14 protein-coding genes are annotated in these 19,971 nt (G+C 59.5%); 5 read left to right on the forward strand and 9 right to left on the reverse strand.

Going from position 1 to position 19,971, the window contains the following annotated elements:
* Positions 1–86: 86 nt before the first annotated feature.
* From Q9S52_RS03830 to pssA, 7 genes are all read right to left on the reverse strand, one after another.
* A complete protein-coding gene (locus Q9S52_RS03830) occupies positions 87–1,160 on the reverse strand; it encodes a chorismate mutase (protein ID WP_304708215.1) in 1,074 nt (357 codons plus the stop codon).
* A 1,123-nt stretch (positions 1,161–2,283) separates the two neighbouring features.
* Positions 2,284–3,123: a prephenate dehydrogenase gene (locus tag Q9S52_RS03835; RefSeq protein WP_297832548.1), complete on the reverse strand. Its 840-nt coding sequence runs from the start codon at positions 3,121–3,123 to the stop codon at positions 2,284–2,286.
* A gap of 23 nt (positions 3,124–3,146) precedes the next feature.
* Positions 3,147–4,316 (reverse strand): pyridoxal phosphate-dependent aminotransferase, encoded by a 1,170-nt coding sequence (locus Q9S52_RS03840; protein WP_304708216.1) that lies wholly within the window; start codon positions 4,314–4,316, stop codon positions 3,147–3,149.
* 29 nt (positions 4,317–4,345) lie between these two features.
* Positions 4,346–5,188: a prephenate dehydratase gene (locus Q9S52_RS03845; RefSeq protein WP_304708217.1), complete on the reverse strand. Its 843-nt coding sequence runs from the start codon at positions 5,186–5,188 to the stop codon at positions 4,346–4,348.
* Positions 5,189–5,820: 632 nt separating this feature from the next.
* Entirely contained in the window at positions 5,821–6,495 is a 675-nt protein-coding gene (locus Q9S52_RS03850; RefSeq protein ID WP_300829216.1) for a transglycosylase SLT domain-containing protein, read from the reverse strand.
* A 51-nt stretch (positions 6,496–6,546) separates the two neighbouring features.
* On the reverse strand, positions 6,547–8,664 hold the full coding sequence (locus tag Q9S52_RS03855; protein WP_304708218.1) for a putative porin: 2,118 nt from the start codon (positions 8,662–8,664) through the stop codon (positions 6,547–6,549).
* 1,388 nt (positions 8,665–10,052) lie between these two features.
* A complete protein-coding gene (gene pssA / locus Q9S52_RS03860) occupies positions 10,053–10,757 on the reverse strand; it encodes a CDP-diacylglycerol--serine O-phosphatidyltransferase (protein ID WP_304708219.1) in 705 nt (234 codons plus the stop codon).
* Between pssA and Q9S52_RS03865 the strand changes: the two genes are divergently transcribed.
* A complete protein-coding gene (locus Q9S52_RS03865) occupies positions 10,739–11,011 on the forward strand; it encodes a hypothetical protein (RefSeq protein WP_297627338.1) in 273 nt (90 codons plus the stop codon). The genes pssA and Q9S52_RS03865 overlap by 19 nt on opposite strands.
* Positions 11,012–11,311: 300 nt before the next feature.
* On the opposite strand, the gene Q9S52_RS03870 is transcribed toward Q9S52_RS03865, so the two are convergent.
* Entirely contained in the window at positions 11,312–13,234 is a 1,923-nt protein-coding gene (locus Q9S52_RS03870; protein WP_304708220.1) for an ATP-dependent DNA helicase RecQ, read from the reverse strand.
* Positions 13,235–13,241: 7 nt separating this feature from the next.
* On the reverse strand, positions 13,242–14,945 hold the full coding sequence (locus Q9S52_RS03875; RefSeq protein ID WP_304708221.1) for a hypothetical protein: 1,704 nt from the start codon (positions 14,943–14,945) through the stop codon (positions 13,242–13,244).
* An 88-nt stretch (positions 14,946–15,033) separates the two neighbouring features.
* Between Q9S52_RS03875 and rpe the strand changes: the two genes are divergently transcribed.
* The 4 genes from rpe (at position 15,034) to uppS (ending at position 19,933) form a co-directional block, all read left to right on the forward strand.
* Positions 15,034–15,684 (forward strand): ribulose-phosphate 3-epimerase, encoded by a 651-nt coding sequence (rpe, locus tag Q9S52_RS03880; protein WP_304708222.1) that lies wholly within the window; start codon positions 15,034–15,036, stop codon positions 15,682–15,684.
* 430 nt (positions 15,685–16,114) lie between these two features.
* Positions 16,115–18,088: a ribosomal protection-like ABC-F family protein gene (gene abc-f, locus Q9S52_RS03885; protein WP_304708223.1), complete on the forward strand. Its 1,974-nt coding sequence runs from the start codon at positions 16,115–16,117 to the stop codon at positions 18,086–18,088.
* A gap of 154 nt (positions 18,089–18,242) precedes the next feature.
* Entirely contained in the window at positions 18,243–19,013 is a 771-nt protein-coding gene (gene rlmB / locus Q9S52_RS03890; RefSeq protein ID WP_304708271.1) for a 23S rRNA (guanosine(2251)-2'-O)-methyltransferase RlmB, read from the forward strand.
* Positions 19,014–19,192: 179 nt separating this feature from the next.
* Positions 19,193–19,933, forward strand: a complete 741-nt coding sequence (gene uppS / locus Q9S52_RS03895) for a polyprenyl diphosphate synthase (RefSeq protein WP_304708224.1) — start codon at positions 19,193–19,195, stop codon at positions 19,931–19,933.
* Positions 19,934–19,971: the final 38 nt, after the last annotated feature.

Genomic DNA, 19,971 nt, shown 5'->3' on the forward strand with positions numbered 1-19,971 from the left:
ACAAAACGCCCGATGGGCGCCCCGGCGGGACGGAGCGATACTGCGTATCGCTTAAGCAGCTCAACCCAACTCTCTGTTCCGCGCGCCTACTTCTTCGAGTTCATCACCTGGTGCTGGCGGCTGATGCTCTCCATATGAATCGAATTCAACAAAATGCTCAAAAACTCCCGACTCAATTGCAACTCGTCGGCGGTCGCCAAAACCCGCTTCACGATATCGTCCCAGCGAGCGCTCTGGAGAATCATCACTTCGTTGTCCCGCTTAATCTCACCGATCTTCTCGGCCACGGCCATCCGTTTGCTCAACAAGGTGAACAATTCGGCGTCGTACTGGTCGATCTGGCTGCGCAACTTGTCCAACGAACGCAGAAAATCCGGCTTGTCGGTCTGAGGTTTACGCCACACGATGCTCCGAACCAGCTCGCCCAGCTCTTCCGGAACGACCTGTTGTGCGGCGTCGCTCCACGCTTTGTCCGGACAGATGTGGCTCTCGATAATCAAACCGTCGTAGTTCAGGTCGGCACATTCCTGAGCCACCTCTTTGAGCAGGGCGCGTTTCCCGGTAATGTGGGACGGGTCGCCGATCATCGGCACGTCCGGCATCCGCATCTTCATCTCGATCGCCAAAGGCCACATCGGATTGTTCCGGTACTTGGAGACGCCGAACGACGAGAATCCGCGGTGAATCAGCCCGACCTGCTCGATTCCGACCTTCTGAAGCCGCTGTACGGCCCCCATCCAGAGATCGAGGTCGGGGTTCATCGGGTTCTTGACCAGCACGGGAATTTTCACGCCGCGCAAGGCGTCGGCAATATCCTGCACACTAAACGGATTGACGGTCGTCCGCGCACCGATCCACAACAGATCGACGCCGAATTCCAGGGCGCCTTCGACATGTTTGGCATTGGCCACTTCGGTCGCCACGGGCAGGCCGGTCTCCTTTTTCGCTTCGGCCATCCACGAGAGGCCGGGCAGGCCGACGCCCTCGAATGTTCCGGGTTTGGTACGCGGCTTCCAGATTCCGGCACGCAGCACGTCCACCGCACCGGTGGCGGCCAACCGACGGCAGGTATCGAGGGTCTGTTCTTCGGTCTCGGCGCTGCACGGCCCGGAAATAATCAACGGGCGTTTGCCTTTCCAATCGATTTTTTTGGTTTCCATCTATCGTATTTGTTTTATTTTTCGTTCTGTAACTGATCTTTAGCCCGCCCCGGGCTACCGCGAAAGGCTCAATGGCGACGTAGTACACAGTGGTCTCGCCGGCTATAGCCTTTCATCCGCGCCCCGCGAATCTCGCTGTATGTTTATGAACTTCGGCCCGGATGGTCTCAATCCCGATTTAATCGAATACCGTGCCCACGGTCTTCAGTTGCGTTGCCTCTCGGAATAAACGGGGGTGCCGCACTCACAATGGGTAACCTCGGCCCGTATATCAACCAAGACTCTCCTTATTCATCCTCGGCGCGCCCCCCTCGCGCCGCTAATGCTCCGCTCTTGCCGAGGACGGCGATTCCTCTCGGAATCGCGCTACTCGCTTTTGGTTTAAGCGGGTCGCCGCCAGCGGTGACTGCAACGAGCTCCGACGAGTTGCAGCCCGCCGCTGGCGGCGAACTGCGCGACCCTAAAGGGTCGCAGAAGCTCGGACAACAATACCGCCGCGTGTCGGCCTCACTGCGGCTCCGCTTTCGCTTCGCCGCATTTTCGTACACCGATCTTTGTCCGCGCGCCTTGGGAAATCTTGTCAAAACGTGCCTGCACATTTTGACGATTTCCCTCTTTAGGCGGCGGCGCGCGGTCGAGCTTCGACCCGCCTGAAACTGCCCTGCGCGGGCGGCGTCCGGGTGACCCCGGCGGGACGGAGCGATACTACGTATCGCTAAGGCAGCCTCGGCCCAATTCCTTACCCCGTTTTTGTTCGCGCGCCTGCGCAATTCATTCTCTTTCGGCTCACCGCCGAAATAGCTGAATCGCTTCTTTAGGCGGGGCGCGATTTGGTTTGAGGGGACTGGCCTCGGGCCGGCCGGGCCCCACGTCCCGTGGACGGGAAATGCTGACGCATTTCAACTGACAGCCTCTACCCTACGCCCGACGCCGCGAACGGATGAGCTTTGACCCGCCTCAAACTGTTCTCGTTGGCTTCGCCTTCCTCCTCGCCGCTCGGCAATTTGCAAACTGCGTTTGCATTGCCCCGGCTGGTACTGTTCTTTCTGTGAACAGAAAGAACCAAAGAACTTTAGACGGATGCTAACGTATCCTCAAAATGCCGCGCACCGAACCACATCCCCTAATGAATAATCCGACGGATGGAGTTCGCTTTCCGGATCGCCGACTGCAACCCTTCCGCGTCGTCCCGCTCGATCATGTGCCGCATGATCTGGAGCTGGTGGATGTGCTCCCGAAGGACATCCAATACGTTGTATTTGTTTTTCAACAGAATCGGAATCCACATCTCGCCCGAACTCTTCGCCAGACGAACCGTGCTCTCGAACCCTCCGCCCGCCAGAGCGAATATCGCCTCCTCCTCGCGCTCCTTCTCCAACACCGTCAGCGCCAGGGCATAAGAGGTGATTTGCGAAATGTGGCTCACATACGCCGCATGCAAATCATGCTCCTCCGGCTCCATCCTCAAAATCGGCATCCCGATCCGGCTGTATATCTCCTCGACCTGCGCCAGCGCGTCCGGATCGCTCCGATCACCCTGACAGATCACCACCGAACGTCCCGTAAAAGCGCCTCGCACAGCCGCCTCCGGCCCCGAATACTCCGTCCCCCACATCGGATGGGTCGCCACGAACCGACCCCGACGCGCATGTTGGGAAATAACTTCGCAGAGCTCCTCTTTGGTCGACCCCATGTCCATTACCACCTGCCGATCCACCCGGTTAAGGATCTTCACGGCCTGCAAAGGGATGGCATTCACCGGGATCGCCAGCACGACCAGATCCGAAGCGTCGACCGCCGCGTCGAGCGGCAGCAGCTCGTCCACCAGCCCGAGTTCCAACGCCTTGGCCGCATGGGCCGGATCGCGATCCACACCGATCACCCGGTCGGCCAGTCCCTGATCTTTCAACGCCAGGGCGAACGACCCGCCGATCAGCCCCAGTCCGATTATCGTTGCAATCATCTCGTTTTTCGTACCGTTTACGTCTATTTGAAAAGCCTTTCCCACGCCCGCTGCAAAGTCGCCTCGTCGGCGCAGAGCGACACCCGCACGTACCGTTCTCCTTCGGAGCCGAAAATACCGCCCGGGGTCAGGAAAACCTTGTCTTCATCCAAAATCCGGTCGATAAAACCGTAACAATCCGTCCCGGCCGCCAAAGCCGTGTCCGGCAGACGCCCCCACTCGAAAAGCCCCATCTGGCCCGGCCGCACGGTACAGCCCAAATCCTCCAGTATCCGCACCGCCCACGCCTCGCGGCTCCGATAGGTGCGATTGACTTCGGCGTACCACTCGTCGCCCAATCCCAACGCCACGGCCGCCGCCTGTTGCATCGGCACGAACATGGCGTTGTTCAGATTGCTCTTGCACCGCAGCACAGCCGCCAGCACATCCTCGCGCCCCACCATCATCCCGACGCGCCAGCCGGCCATATTCTGGCTCTTGCTCAGCGAGTTGAGCTCCACGGCCACCTCACGCGCCCCCGGAACGGCCATCAGGCTCTGCGGGGCGTCGTTGCGGATAAAGCTGTACGGATTGTCGTGCACCAGCAGGATACCGTGCCGCCGGGCGAAATCGACGAACCGTTCGAAAAGCCCCGCTGTCGGCGCCGTCCCGGTGGGCATGTGCGGATAGTTGAGAAACATCAGCTTCACGCCCGACAGGTCGCGCCGTTCCAGCTCGTCGAAATCGGGCATCCAGCCGTTCGCTTCGGTCAGCCGATAGTCGTCCACGATCCCGCCGGCCAGCCGGACGGCGGCGGCATAAGCCGGATACCCGGGATTCGGAACCAGCACCCGGTCGCCGGGATTGACGAAGGTCTGGCACAGATAGGTCAGCCCCTCCTTGGAACCGTACAAGGTGAGCACTTCGCGCATCGGATCCACGGTCACGCCGTACTTCCGGTCGTACCACTCGGCGATGGCTTCGAGCAGCACGCGCTCGCCTTTATAATTGGCATATCCGTGGGTATGCGCGTCCTTGGCGCCGCGGTAGAGGGCTTCGACGACCGACGGATGGGGCGGCAGGTCGGGACTCCCGATGCCGAGGTTGATGACATCGAATCCGGCCCGCCGCATCTCGTCGATCTGGGCCAGTTTCTTGGAAAAGTAGTACTCTTTGACTTCGCCGAGCCGGTCGGCGATCGCTATCTTCGTCATGTTCGGTTGGTGCTTTGAACTCACTTTCGCTAAATATGTTTCCCGCGGGTGTATTCGCCGTAAACGGTCAGCCCGTCGCTCACGGAACGCATGTGGGCCACGGCTTCCCGGTATTCCCAAACGTCTTCGAACTCCATGTCGAGGTGGAAAAGGTAGTGGAAGGGGTCGCTGGGCACGGGATAGGATTGCAGTTTGGTCATGTTGATGTTGTACCGTTCCATGGTGTTCAGCACGCTGGCGAGTGTCCCTTTCCGGTGTCCGACCTGAAAATAGAGGGAGGCTTTGTTGATTCGCTCCTCTCCGACGCTCCGGTCGGCCGGGCAGTCAGCGCTCCGACGCAAGACCATAAACCGGGTGTGGTTGTTCTTGATGGTATTGATCTCGGGGGCGATGACTTTCAGGCCGAAAAGCCGGGCGGGCAGCTCGCCTGCAATAGCGGCGGCATGCCGCACGCGTTGCTCGCCCACTTGCCGGGCGGAGAGGGCGGTATCTTCGGTCTCGACGAGACGCCACCCTTTGTCGTCCAAATAATCGGCGCACTGCAACAGGGCCATCGGATGGGACCACACTTCGCGGATCTCGCTCAGCTCGACGTCGGGCAGCACGAGCAGGTTCTGCCGAATCTGCAAATAGAGCTCGCCGACGACGCGCAACAGACGATCCTGCAACAGGCCGTAATTGGGCAGAATGCTCCCGGCGATGGAGTTCTCGATGGCCATCAAGGCTGCATCGGCGCTCCCCTCTTCCAAGGCTCGCACCACGCCCCGAAAGGTGGCGCAGGGAACGATCTGTATTTCTTCGCCGAAGTATCCTTCGGCGGCGATGTGGTGGAAACAGCCTTCGTATCCTTGTATCGCTACGCGCAATCCCATATAAATCGATCTCTTCTTGTTTAATTGTTCGATTACTGTGTCTACCCGCATGGAACCGTACCTTTTCTGAAGAAAAGGTACCCAAAAGACTTTCATGATAGCTACGCTACGCCTTAGGCTCCGCAGTCCTCAGTCTTCGTGAGTTTGTCGGGCTGGGTTTTCTCGGCGGGGCGCATATAATGCGAGTATTACCCTAATGCGCCCGCGCCGGAAAACCACAGCCCAACGAACCAACCGAGATTTAGGCCGCCGGCAGCTGGAGGATGCGAAGCATCCGTCTAAAGTTTTTCTGGTTCTCTTTGTTCACAAAGAGAACAGTTCCGTACAGGGCAAAGAACAATAAACGAACGGTTAAAAACGAAAGACCCGGCTCTTCAGAGGAAGAGGCCGGGTCTTTGGTTAGCAAATATTGCGTAAATGGTAAGCAATCGTTTTACAAGGACAAAGAAGACGCAGACCCCTCTCCGAAAAACCGGCGGCGGTAATAATAAAAGGGCGAATAAAAACCCTCCGTCCTGCTATGTCCGAATTTCAGTTTCATGCTGTTTTCGCCGGATGTCTGCCGCGGCAAGGCCGATCGGCAGCAGATTCCGAGTGCAAATATACGTCTTTTTTCGACGTTGCAATATCCGTCAGATATATTTTTCGCAGTATTCGGCATATCGGGCCATCACTTTGTCGACGAACTGGAGCGTTTCGGTGCCGTCGAAAGCGCCGCTCCGCACCGCTTCGTCGTCCACCCACTCCGGCGAGCCTTTGATGGATACGTATTCGCTGAGGCGGTTCCAGGAGTTGTGGTTCACGCCGTGTTTCACGGCCAGCCGACGGGCGTCGATGATGTGCCCCATCCCGGCGTTGTAGCAGGCCAGGATAATCCGCAGCCGGTCGTCTTCCGAAGTCCGGCTCCCGAACCGCAAGGTGCGTTCGATCCGTTGGATCAGCCGCACGGCCATCGAGATATTGACTTTCGGGTCGATGAGCTGTTCGGCGGGTACTCCGAAGTCGGTGGCGACGCTCTCCATCACCTGCATGAGGCCCAAGGCTCCGCGGTGCGACCGGGCGTGGGGATCGAAGCGGGATTCCTGGCAGGCGATGGCGGCCAGAAAGCGCCAGTCCATCCCGGCCTCTTCGGCGGCCTGCCTCAGCAGGGGGTCGTAAGGCGATATCTGTCCCCGGCTGGCGATCTCCACCTGTTCGGCGGTGGGCGCTACTGAGGCGACTACCTGACGGGTACCGGAGCAGCCGACGAAGGTCAGGTCCGATACGAGCAAAAATGCAAGAACAAGTCCTATTTTTTTGAGATTCATCCCTCGTTTTTACAGGTCGGGAGAGCAATTCTCATGCCAATGCGAGCCGCGTTAGTCGTAGAACGACCACGAAAGTCCAACCTTGAACATCATCCGGTTTTGGGGATAATCGACCACTTCGAAGTAGCGGTTATCGCCGAACAGGTTGCAGTTCCAGTGCTGGAGTTTGAGCCTCAGTCTCAGCCGTTTCCACTTCGCTGTCACGAAGGCGTCCAACGAGGGGTAGTTGCCTAACTTCACGCGATCCTGCGTATAGAACTGTCCGATGGCGGGGTTGTAGGCGTAGGCATAATACTCGGTATTATACCGTCCGTCGACGCCGATCTGCATGTGGAGCACGTTCCGGACGATGTCGAAGCCGAAGAAGTAGGACAACGATGCGCTGAGCAGGGGCACCGGAGCGACCGTCTGGTCGGAACTCCATTGCATGAGCACCCTATGGTTCAAGTGAAATCCGCCGAGGCGGAAATCCTTGCGCAGATAAAGTCCCATCACGTTGAGCATGCCGGTGTGCTGCTGAGGAACGACGTTCGGCCCGTAGTAGACTTTGTCTTTGGTCAGGGCGTAACTTCCTCCGAGTTCGATCCCGTAGTCGGGGACGGTGAATGCGGCGGTGATGAGCGTAGTCTTCTCTTTGGAGAAGTGGTTGAGCCACGCGTAGTGGTTCGAGAAGTAGTTCTGCTGCCAGAAGTCCGGCTCGCGCAGCGAGAAGCGCACCGAGGCGTCCAATTTCAGCGGTTTTTCGCGGACATAGGCCGCGAGCGACAGTTTGCCGCCCACATGGAAATCGCCGCTTCGATACCCGATCAGGTGGAGTTTGGCGTCGGCCGACCAGCGCATGTAGCGGCTGACGGCTCCCTCGAGTCCTCCGTAGACGTAGATCGAATTTTTACCTTGTTTCCCTCCGTTGCCGTAGAGCCCGCGATAGGGCTCCGGCACGTTGTAGTAGTAGCGGTTGAACTCGTCCCCCACTCCGGCGGTAACGAGGCCGAGAATGCCGTTCCGGTTGTAAGGCTGGAGCTGCATGAAGAGTTTGACGTCGGTCATGGCCTGCCGAACGGAGTCGTAGGTTCCGTCGGGACTGACGTAAAAATGGTCGTAGAACGGCGGCACGACGGGGTCGTCTCCTGCTCCTGTCCCGTCATCGGGATCGGCTTTGACGGCATCGGAATAGATTTTCCGGAAGGTGGTATGCTGGAAGGATTGGCCGACGTAAATGGTCGGTATTCCGGACAAGGTCAGGTCGTCGGAAACGCGCTGCCGGCGCAGGGGAATGGCCAGGGACTGGGTCCAGTAAAAGGTGTGCCCTTTGTACTGATTGCGGGCGTCGGCTTTTCCGTCCAGCCGAACGGGGATGTTCTCGGTCATGTCGTAGACGGTGTCCATCACGTCGCGCATGTCCTGAATCCCGCCGTTTTCCTGAATGTCGCCTACGTTATAGATATATCCGCCGTGAATGGCATAGCGTTTCCCGGTGTGTGCGAAGTTGGCGGCAAAGTACCTGTCCAAGGCTTTTTGCCGCTCGTACTGCCCGCGCATACCGTCGGAGTTGTATTCGAGGTTGATGGAGCTGGAAGGGGAGATGTTCTGCGAGATGACGGCGTGGAAGATTTGTTCTTCTTTCGACCGTTCGCCGGACATCTGGTAGGAGATGTTGGTGTAGGGCATCTTGGCGTTATAGAAGAGCACCTGTTCCGGTGTCATCAAATAGGGGGCCCATGCCTGTACGAAGGAGAAGTTGCGGAATTGGGGCCGCTGGAAGTAGTCGAGGGGAATGCTGGCGCCGCCGAGGTTCCCGAGCGAAGCGCTGCCGACGCCCTGGCGCATAAAGGGGTAGTCGATGTGGAAATCGGCGAGGGTGGTATCCAAGTCCCGCAGGGTGATGTCGTTGTCGTCGAGCGAAACGGTCCAGGCGAAGATGCGCTGTTTGCGGGTGGAGTCGTCGAAATAGAAGGATTCGAGGGGTTTCTTAGGCCGCCGCGCTTTGTCGATGGTGTCGCGTTCGATCATCTGGCTGGGCAGCAGGCCGGAGGAGTTGCTGGAACTGTTGTCTACGGGATAACGGATCACGGTACCGCTGCCGTACTGCGCCCGGGCCGACATGGCGCAGCCGAGCAAGAGGCCGAGCAGGGCGAGGCGCAGAGCGTATGTCCGTCGGGATTTTCCCATCGACTTTTTTTCAGTGGTTATCAGTTTGTTCTCGTTCGCCAAGGGCGGTCGAGGGGGTTGTCGCCCCGGGTTACCGCGGTGGCAACGAAGGCTTATTATGGGGCGGCGGAGGCCTCGGGTATGGTTGGGCATCCGGGACGAGCGGCATAGATGGCGGGCATCTGCTTTTCTACATGCAGGGTCTCGATCCCAGCAGCTCGTACAACCGTGTCTACGGTTTTCTGTTGCGTTGCCTCTCGGAATAAACGCCGCGGGCCCGCGGGGGGCAAGGGGCGGGAGCTACCCTAATTAGGTGACTCTACCCTATTTCAATTTGACTGTACAGTCGGACACCCGCCTACGGCGTTCGCTGCGCTCCGAGGACGGCGACCTAAAGGTCGCGATAGTTCCGCCATCAACACCCCACCTTCTGTAGGGTTCGGGCCGCGCGCTCGGGGGTGGGCCAAAGGCCCAGCGCGCAGGCCCGGCGGTTCTACGAACCGCACTACTCGCTCTCAGTTCAAGCGGTCGAAGCCTGCGGGGCCCAAAGCAACGTCAGTTGCGGGCCGCCCGTGGGCAGGCGTCCGGCCCGCGCGGCTCTATGAGCCGCAAGAGCTCAGCCCATTCACCGCCCAATCTGTCGGGTTCGTCCTCGCCCTGTTTGCAAAAGTTCGCCGCCAGCGGTGAGTGCAACGAGCTCCGTCGAGTTGCAGCCCGCCGCTTGGGGTGGCGGCGGACTGCGCGGCTCAAAGAGCCGCAGAAGCTCGGCCCAAAGCCCGGCCAAAAGCAAGACCCAACTCACCGCCCAAATCTCAGCCCAAAGAACAGCACGGCCCAAAGCTCGCCCCAATTCTCCGCCCCGTGTCAGCATCACTGCGGCTCCGCTGTCGCTCCGCCGCGTTTGCCGTCGCCCGCTGGGATTTCATCTCGATTTTGCTAACGCAAAACGAGTGAAATCCCTCTTAAGGCGGGCGGGCGACGGATTTTTTGCGCGAGCCAAGTTTTTCTGCGCGCCGTTCTTTGTCCCGCCTAAAACTGCCCTGCGCGGGCGGCGGCCGGGTGACCCCGGCGGGACAGAGCGATACTACGTATCGCTTAACAGCTCGGCCCGGTTCTTCGATGCGCGCCCGCGCGATTCATCTATATTCGGCTAACCGCCGAAATAGTTGAATCGCTTCTTTAGGCAGGGCGCGCGATCTGGACACTGCCCCGGCTAGAACTGTTCTCTTTGTTCACAAAGAGAACCAGAAAAACTTTAGAGCGCATCCCTACGGGATGCTCTGGCTGGATATCCCCGCATACGCAAAGCCTCAGCCCAACCTATTGCCCGCGCGCTCGACTTCCGACAAAGTCCACTCCAATCGGCGGGCAAAGGTACGAAAATTCCCACAAACTGCTACGCCTATGATTTACAGCCTTTTACACATTTTTTTCAAAACGATCGCCCGAATGGTGGAAATCACGATATAACCGGCTATTATCACGGCCGGAGCGGCTAATCGCAAAATCGCAATCAATAGAACGGAAATAATCAGAAAAACGTATCTGAGTTGATTCCCTCGCCAAGCCAATGACTTGAATTTCAACGAAAACATCGGTATATCACAGACCAAAAGGGCTGAAAAAACCACACTCAACCCGACGAGTACGACCGGACAGGAAATCCACCCGATCTGCCCGATCATCAGGGACAAGGAGACGAAAAACAGCGCGCAGGCCGGGGTCGGCAGGCCTCGAAACTCTTCGTGCTGCCGCTCGTCGATATTGAACTTGGCCAGCCGCAGTGCGGAACAGGCTGCGATCAGAAATCCGACATACGGCAACCATCCGCCCGCACTCGCCGTCAGCCTCAGCAACATATAGACGACGGAGGCCGGAACGAGTCCGAAACTGACCATATCGGCCAGCGAATCAAGCTCTTTGCCGATCGGCGAGCTGACATGCAACAACCGGGCAACGGCGCCGTCGCAAAAATCGAATACGGCTGCTGCGATTACGAGCCAAAATGCTGCTTGAAAATCGTGTTCGAGAAACAACACGGAAACTGCCGCGCAGCCTGAGAGCAGATTGCACAGTGTGAGCAGGTTGGGTATGAATGCGATTATTTTTTTCATCTGTTTTCAGGGGTCGGGAACGGTGGCCCGAATCGGAGGCAAATGTACACAATATTCTTTTCATCCTCCCCGCCCCGGGCTTCCGCACCATCGACGATGGCGCACTGTGGTACGTCAATAACAGCGGGTATAGCTGGGCTGCTACAGCCAGTGACATCCATGGTATGTACTTGAGCTTCCACGCGAAAGCACTCCACCCCAGCAACTCGACGCACCGTGCCAGCGGTCTTCAGTTGCGCTGCCTCTCGGAATAAAACAGTGCAGAGTGGCACTCAAAAGCTGACCGGAACCACCCTAAATTAGGCCGCCCCCTGTTTGCATTTATTGCGGTTCAAAGAGCCGCGCGGGCCGGACGCCTCCCCCAGCGGGAGGGACGCACAGCGTCTTTTGCTGTCAGCCTCTACCCAAAGCAGCGCAGGCTCCGGCCCGCTACTCACTCAGCACAAATCTGCGCACCGTTCTACATCCGCGAGCCTGCGCGATTCATCTTTAGGCGGGACGGGCGAGCAATTGAAACATATATAACTACGTCGCGCGCAGATAAACCACGGGTTCTACTCGTCTACCACCAGGCCGCCGTCGTTCAACTGACGCACTCGACCCCGGGCCAACAAACGACGCAACATCGTCAATACCATCGTCGGACGACCCTCCACCGCTGCCAACAAGGCGCGCAAAGTCATCGACCTACCGGACGGAACCGACTCCAACACCCGCACGATATCCCCCTCGATCCGACCGAAAGCATCGCTCGCCCGGAACATCTCGTCGGCCCGCCGCGACAAACAAACGTCGCAAACTCCGCACGGTTCCGGATGCGGCTCGTCGAAATACTCCCTCAACAGCACGCTCCGACACTGCGAGCCGTTCTCCGCATATTCCGCCATCGCCGCGCCCCGCAACTCCTCCAGCTCCCGCCGCCGGTGATAGGTCGCCGGAGCGATCGCCACATCCCCGACCGGCAGCCGCTCCTCGTGCAAAATCAACAGAGGCGAACTCCGACGAGGGATATACCGGATCACCCGCATCACCGAGAGCTGGTAAAGCAGCTCCTTCACCCGCGCCTCCGTATACCCCGACATCCGGGCCAGATAGGCCTCGTCCACCGCCACGAACTCCGTAAACAAACCCGTATAAAGCCGCAACAGAATCCGCAAAAAACTGTCCAGCTCCGTCCGATCGACCCGCAATTTGTAGAGCTCCTCGCGCGACATGCGGAACATGATCCGGGTCGGATTGTCCAGCACGTCCGTCAGCGTCATGTAGCCGTTCAGCTCCAGCAATTTAATCGCATAAAACGCAGTAAGCGAATAGAATTTGAACCGCTTCGCGAACTCTTCCAAATCGAAATCGAAGACCGCCTCTTTTCCGCCTCCCACCGTCACCTGCAAGTGGTTGAAGATCGCTTCGTAGACCTGTCGCACCGTCTCCAACGGCGGATAGGTCGTCTCGATGCGCCGCCGCGCCGCCGTCGTGTCCATTCCGTTGTAGAGCAGCACCGCATAAGCGGGCAAACCGTCCCGACCGGCTCGTCCCGCCTCCTGGTAGTAGGCCTCCAGCGAATCGGGCATCCGTTCGTGGATCACGAACCGCACATCCGGTTTGTCGATCCCCATCCCGAAGGCGTTGGTAGCCACGATCACCCGCACGTCGCCCCGCAACCACGCCTCCTGTTTCGCCGCCCGCAGCCGGAACCCCAGACCGGCATGGTAAAAATCCGCCGCAATCCCCTCTCCGATCAGCATCGAGGCGATCTCTTCGGTCGCTTTCCGCGTGCGCGCATAGACGATGCCCGAGCCCTCGACCCGGCGGATCACCCGTAACATCTGGCCGGTCTTGTTCTCGCCGTTCCGCACCACGAACCGGATGTTCGGTCGAGCGAACGACCCCCGGAAAACCGCCGGATCGTCCAACTCCAGATGCCGCCGAATATCCTCCAGCACCAGCGCCGTGGCCGTGGCGGTCACGGCCAGAAACGGCACGCCCGGCAGCCACTCCCGCAGGCGGGCGATCCGCAGATAGGAGGGGCGGAAATCATACCCCCACTCCGAGATACAGTGCGCTTCATCCACCGCCACCAACGCGACCTCCATCTTCCGCACACGGGTGTGGAAAATCCGCGTCTCGATCCGTTCCGGGGCGATGTAGAGCAGCTTCACATCGCCGTACACGCAATTGTCCAGAGCGATATCGATCTCGCGGGCCGACATGGCGGAATGAATCGCCACGGCCCGCACGCCGCGCCGCCGAAGGGCGTCGACCTGGTCTTTCATCAGGGCGATGAGCGGCGTGATCACGATGGTCACCCCGGGCAAGGCCAGCGCGGGCACCTGATAAGTCAGGGATTTGCCGCCGCCGGTGGGCAACAGGACGACCGTATCGCGTCCGGCCACCACCGAGTCGATAATCTCGCGCTGCAAGGGACGAAAGGTCTGATAGCCCCAGTATTTTTCGAGTATCTGCCTGGGGTCCGGCATGCTCTGATTAGTCGTCATCTTTCGGAACCGTAAAATAAACCGCATCGTAAGTCCGGTCGCTGCTATACCACGTCACGCCGTCCTCCGTCACCACATAGGCCCGCACCCGATATTTCATTCCTTTGCGGACATCATACGTGCTGCTGACCCGAACCTCGTACGACGAGCCGAGCACCGATCGGGCATCTTTCTTATGGTCTGAAACGGTGGGCGTCCCATACGAAGCGTAGTCCCAACAAAAACCCCTCTCTCGAAACTTCTGTCCCCGATCGTTCGCAATCCGAACCCGGAACGTAACCGATCCGTCGCTCGCCACCCGGGCTTCGAGGTCGCGGAACTCCACCCGGAAGTCGCTCGACCGGATATAGAGCGTCTGCACCTCGCCGTAGACCCGCCCGGCGGCGTTTTCGGCATAGGCACGATAATAATAGGTCTTGTCCAACGGAATCCCCTCGATCCGCGCCGTCATCCGGCCGACGGTGCCCCTGACCTCGACCTCCTTGCCGGAGAGATCGGGGCGGGAGATGGGGCCGTGGCAAATCCCCCGCTCGGTGATTCCCACGCCGCCGTCCGAAAGCACTTCGCCTGCCACGACTGCCGTCGCCGCCGTATGACTCACGACCCGCGAGTCGGTTCGCACCGTCGGCAGATACTGCTCGTAAGGCGGCACCTCTACCGACCGTACCGCACCATAGCCCCACCCGTATTCCGTCGTCACGAAAGCCCGATAGAGCCACCGTCCGGGTCGATCCACTGTCCGGGCCATGGAAAATCCGCCGGCCGCCGACGGGGTCACCGTCCGCCAATGTGTCATATTCCGACCGAAATCCTCCTCAGCAATCCGCCATTCGATCCCGGCGCGCACCTCCCGGGCGCCATGCGTCTCGACAACCCGTCCGGAGGCGGTCACCCGCCGGATCGATACCGTAGCCCCGCCGGCGGTCTCGACCTCGGGCAAGAGCTCCGGAGCCGGAATCCGCACGTGGGTCGAATCGCCATACCGCAGTTCCCAATCGTCCTCCAAATAAGCCCACACGGCATACTCGATCCCCCGCCGCAAGGTATCGATCCGGGCCCCGAACGTCTCTCCGACCGATATCCGCGAGGCCGCCTGCTCGGGCGCCGTTCCGGGCTTCGCCAGGCAGAAGCCGCGCCGCTTTACGCTCCCGTCCGTCTCGCCCACGACCGAGGAGGACAACTCCACTGTCCGCCCGTCTTCGGCAACCGCCCACTGCGGCTTCGCCGGCACGGCCCATATTCCGCCGTCGACCTTCGGAAAGACCTGCACGTAATCGCCGTATGCCATCCTCCCGGTCGCCGTCCGGACATAAGCCCGAATCACCACCTGTGTCTCGGCTCGGGAACAAAAAACGGTATACCGATTCTTCCGGCTCGGATCCTCCAGCCCGCTGCCATCGCCGTACTCCGGCAAACGGCGCGACGGATCGACGTCGCACAGATAGCAGACTCCCAACGAGTAGCGTTCCGCGGGCATGTTCCGTCCGGGCGCCAGCAGCACGTCAACGGTCGCCTCGGACTTCCGGGTCGCCACGATCCGAATATCTGCCGAGAGCCGCCCGTCGCTCCCGCCCGTACCGCCTCCCGAGGGGCCGCTCCACGGCTCGTCAACCGTCTCGCACCCGAAGAGAAGCACGGCAAACGACAAAAACAACGCCCTCCAACGGGCTATACCTGACCTATTGTACTTCATATCGTCCGAGCCTCTGTCACCAAACAAATTTACGCAAATTAATCGTACCTTTGCTTCTCGCATTCATTCGACTGTATTTTTTAAGCAAATGCCACGCATTATATCTCCTTCTTTTTTGTCTGCCGACTTCCTTCGGCTGGGCGAGGCGGCCGAAACGGTCAACCGCAGCCGCGCCGAATGGTTCCATCTGGATGTGATGGACGGGATGTTCGTGCCGAACATCAGTTTCGGACTGCCTGTCGTCAAGGCGTTGAGGAAAGCGACGGACAAGACGCTCGACGTCCACCTGATGATCGTACAGCCGGAACGCTATGTGGCCGATTTCCGAGAGGCGGGGGCGGACTATCTGACGGTGCATGTCGAGGCTTCGACGCATCTGCACCGGACGTTGCAGGCGATCCGCGACGCGGGAATGCGGGCGGGGGTGGCGCTGAATCCGCATACACCGGTGTGCGCGGTGGAGGAGGTGGCGGAGATGGCGGACATGATCCTGATCATGAGCGTCAATCCGGGTTTCGGCGGGCAGCGGTTCATCGCTTCGGCGCTGGACAAGATCGGCCGAATGAAAGACTTGCTCCTGAGAAAAAACAGCGCGGCGCTGATCCAGGTGGACGGGGGGGTGAATGCGGAAAATGCGGCTCAGCTGTTCGCGGCGGGGGCGGATGTCCTGGTGGCGGGAAATGCGGTCTTCGGGGCGGAGGATCCAGTGGCGGCTATCCAACAACTGATTGAAGCATAATTCAAAGTACAATTTATTTGTATTTCCGCTCTTAGCGACCGTATTCAACTGTTCTCTTTGTGAACAAAGAGAACCAGAAAAACTTTAGAGGATGCTCACGCATCCTAAAGCTGCCGGCAGCCCAAATCTCGGTTTGTTCGTTGGGCTGTGGTTTTCCGGCGTGGGCGCATTGGGGTAATACTCGCATTATAGCGCCCCGCCGAAAACCCAGCCCGACAGACTCACGAAGACTGAGGACTGCGGAGCCTAAGGAGTAGCGTAGCTAGCTAAAAGTCTTTTGGGTACCTTTTCTTCAGAACCGAGTAGCGTTCCGAGAGCAGAGACCGCTTGCGGGATTTGCCGAGGTAGCACGAGGAAGACGAAGTCAAAAGGTACGGTTCCATCCGGCTCTAAGAATCGAGCATACTAAATATAAATCGCGTTAAATCATATGTTATCCGCAGATAATTTGACCGTTTCGTTCGGCGGCAGCGACCTGTTCCGCGACGTCTCGTTCCTCATCAACCCCAAAGAGCGGATCGGGCTGGTTGGCAAGAACGGAGCCGGCAAATCGACCATACTCAAGATTATAGCAGGCCTTCAGACCCCGACTTCGGGGACGATTTCAAAGACCGACGACTGCACCGTCGGCTACCTGCCCCAACAGATGCGCGTGGCCGACGACACCGACCTCATCACCGAGTGCGGAAAGGCCTTTGCCGAGATCATCGACCTCGAACGCGAGATCGCCCGCTGTACGGACGAGATATCGACACGCACCGACTACGAATCGGACGAGTATGCACAGCTGCTCCACCGGCTGCACGAAGCCACCGAGCGCTACCACCTGCTGGACGGCGACAACCGCGATGCCGAGGTGGAAAAGACCCTGCTCGGGCTCGGGTTCAAGCGCGAAGAGTTCAACCGGCCCACCTCCACATTCTCAGGCGGGTGGCGCATGCGGATCGAGCTGGCCAAACTGCTGCTGAAGAAGCCCACGCTCTTCCTGCTCGACGAACCCACGAACCACCTCGACATCGAGAGCATCCAGTGGCTGGAGACCTATTTGCAGAATTACGGCGGGGCGGTGATCCTCATCTCGCACGACCGGGCCTTTCTGGACAACGTCACCAACCGGACGATCGAACTCTCGTGCGGGCGGGCGACAGATTATAAAGTGTCGTACAGCCGCTACGTCGAACTGCGCGCCGAACGGCGGCAACAGCAGATCGCCGCCTACGAGAACCAGCAGCGGATGATTGAAAAAACGGAAGAGTTCATCGAAAAATTCCGCTACAAACCGACCAAGTCGAACCAGGTGCAGTCGCGGATCAAGCAGCTCGAAAAGCTCGACCGGATCGAGATCGAAGAGGAGGACAATGCCACGCTGAACATCCGTTTTCCGTCGGCTCCGCGCTCGGGACAGGTGGTCGTGGAGGCCAAGGAGGCCGGCATGACCTTTTCCGCGAAGGGAGACAAGGCGGAGAAACATGTCTTCTCTGGGGCCAATATCGTTGTGGAGCGGGGCGAAAAGGTAGCCCTCGTGGGGCGAAACGGCGAGGGAAAGACCACTTTCGTGCGGATGGTGCTGAACGAAATCGCCGCGACCGAGGGTTTCACCAAAACGGGGCATAATGTGCACATCGGCTACTTCGCCCAGAACCAGGACGACCTGATGGACGGGGAGTTCACGGTATTCGACACGCTGGATCGGGTGGCCGTGGGGGATATCCGGACACGACTCAGAGATATCCTGGGGGCTTTCCTCTTCCGGGGCGAGGAGATCGACAAGAAAGTCAAGGTGCTGAGCGGCGGGGAGCGGTCGCGGCTGGCGATGGCCCGGCTGATGCTGGAGCCGTACAACCTGCTGATTCTCGACGAACCGACCAACCACATGGACATGCGGTCGAAAGATATCCTCAAGCGGGCGCTGATGGCTTACGACGGGACGGTGCTGGTGATCTCGCACGACCGCGAGTTTCTGGACGGGCTGGTGAGCAAAGTCTACGAATTCCGCGACGGGCGGGTCAAGGAGCATCTGGGGGGGATTTACGACTTCCTGAGGGCCCGGCAGATCGAGAATATGCGCGAGATCGAACGCTCCGCCTCCCCTACTCCGGCGGTTTCCGCCAAGCCCACCGCGCCGAAACAGCCGGAACAGAAGAAGCGGCCGGAGCTCTCGTACGCCGAAAAGAAAGAGCGGGATCGGCAGGTGACACGGCTGCGGAACGCGGTGGCCAAATTAGAGGGTGAAATTGCGGAACTGGAGCGACAGACCTCGGCTCTGGAAACGCGCCTGATGGATCCGGAACAATATACGATGGCCCTGTTCGAAGAGTACAACCAACTGAAAACCAAGCTGGACACCACGATGCAGGAGTGGGCCGAAACGACCGAAAAATTAGAAAATCATGGCATTCGATAACGACAACCCTTCGACGAAAAAGAGCTTTTACCGCCGGCCGGCAGATGCCGAGCCCCGCGGCGATTTCAGGCCGCAGCCTGTCACAGAGCGCAAGCGGAGCGACAAATCCAAACCCGCATTCGACAAAAAGGCGGAACAGAAGGCGCCGGAGAACATGATTTTCGGCATCCATCCGGTGCGCGAGGCGATCGAAGCGGGGACGGAGATCGAAAAAATCTACTTCCGGAAGACGGCGGGCGAGACGCTTGCGGCGGCGGAGCGGGCGCATGTCGGCGCGGCGAACGCCCTGCGGGAACAGGCGCTGGAGGCGGGCATCCATATTCAGGAGGTACCGGTCGAAAAGCTCAACCGGCTGACCCGCAACGGGAACCACCAGGGGGTGGCGGCGGTCGTGGCGGCGATCTCCTATAAGGACATCAACGAACTGGCCGAAGAGCTCGAAACGAAAATCGCGGCGGGCGAAACGCCGTTAGTCATGCTGATGGACTCGGTGACCGATGTCCGGAACTTCGGCGCAATCGCCCGGAGCGCGGAGTGTGCGGGGGCGGCGGCTTTGATCATGCCGGCCAAGAACTCCGCCCCGGTCAATGCCGAAGCGATCAAAAGTTCGGCGGGGGCGCTGACCCTGATTCCGGTCTGTCGGGCGGGATCGCTCAAAGGAGCCATCGCGCTGCTCAAGGGGATCGGCATGCAGTGCGTGGCGGCTACGGAAAAGAGCAATACGCTGGTCTACGAAGTCGACTTCACGAAACCGACCGTCATCGTCATGGGGGCGGAAGACAAAGGCATCTCGCGCGAGGTGCTGCGGTTGTGCGACGTCGAGGCGGGCATTCCGCTCGTGGGGCGGATCGAATCGCTGAACGTAAGCGCGGCGGCGGCCGTTATCCTCTTCGAAGCGCAGCGGCAACGGTTCGAACGGCAATAAGGCCGTCCGGGGTCCGGACGGCCGCTTCCGGGAAAAAGGGACCCGCAGCATCGCGAAGCCGAAATAAAATTCTATATTTGCACATTGCATCGACCGACGCCGGTCGTCGTCGCCGAAAGTTTTTCCACCCGGTCTCCTCTTGGTGACCGCGATGCGGAAAATATGCTTTCACCCGCTTTATGACACAGAAAGAGAACCACATACCCCTCTCCGCAACGCCGACGCCGAGACACGTCGCCGTCATCATGGACGGCAACGGACGGTGGGCCAAAGGACAGGGCGAAGAACGCCTCTACGGACACCGGCACGGGGTGGACGCCGTGCGCGAAGTGGTGCGGACGGCGGCGGAAGCAGGGGTCGAATACCTCACGATCTATGCCTTCTCGACCGAAAACTGGGGACGGCCGGAGGAGGAGGTGGACGGCATCATGTCGCTCATTGCCGGAGCGATTCTCTCCGAGCTCGACACGCTGACCGGAGCGGGGATTCGGATGAACTTCATCGGCGACCTCGCGTCGCTGCCGCAGACCTTGCAGGAAAGCATCCACAAGGCCCGGACGGCGGAGATTCCGGAGGGCAAATTACGGATGACACTCAACGTAGCGCTCAACTACAGCGCCCGGTGGGAGTTGACCGAGGCGACCCGGCAAATCGGGGAATGCGTCCGGCGGGGAGACTTGAATCCGGAGGAGATTACGCCGGAATTGATCTCGGCGCACCTGACCACCCGGGGGATGCCGGATCCGGAACTTCTGATCCGCACCAGCGGAGAACAACGCCTCAGCAACTTCCTGCTGTGGCAACTTTCCTACACCGAACTCTATTTCACCGACACCCTTTGGCCGGAATTCGACGGAGCGCAATTCACCCGGGCTTTGGAGGCGTACCGGCAACGAGAACGACGATTCGGACAGCTCTGAAACCAACGGCGACAGACCGACCGCTATAGATATACCAC

Origin of the sequence: uncultured Rikenella sp. (assembly GCF_948810725.1) — a bacterium.
GTDB lineage: Bacteria > Bacteroidota > Bacteroidia > Bacteroidales > Rikenellaceae > Rikenella.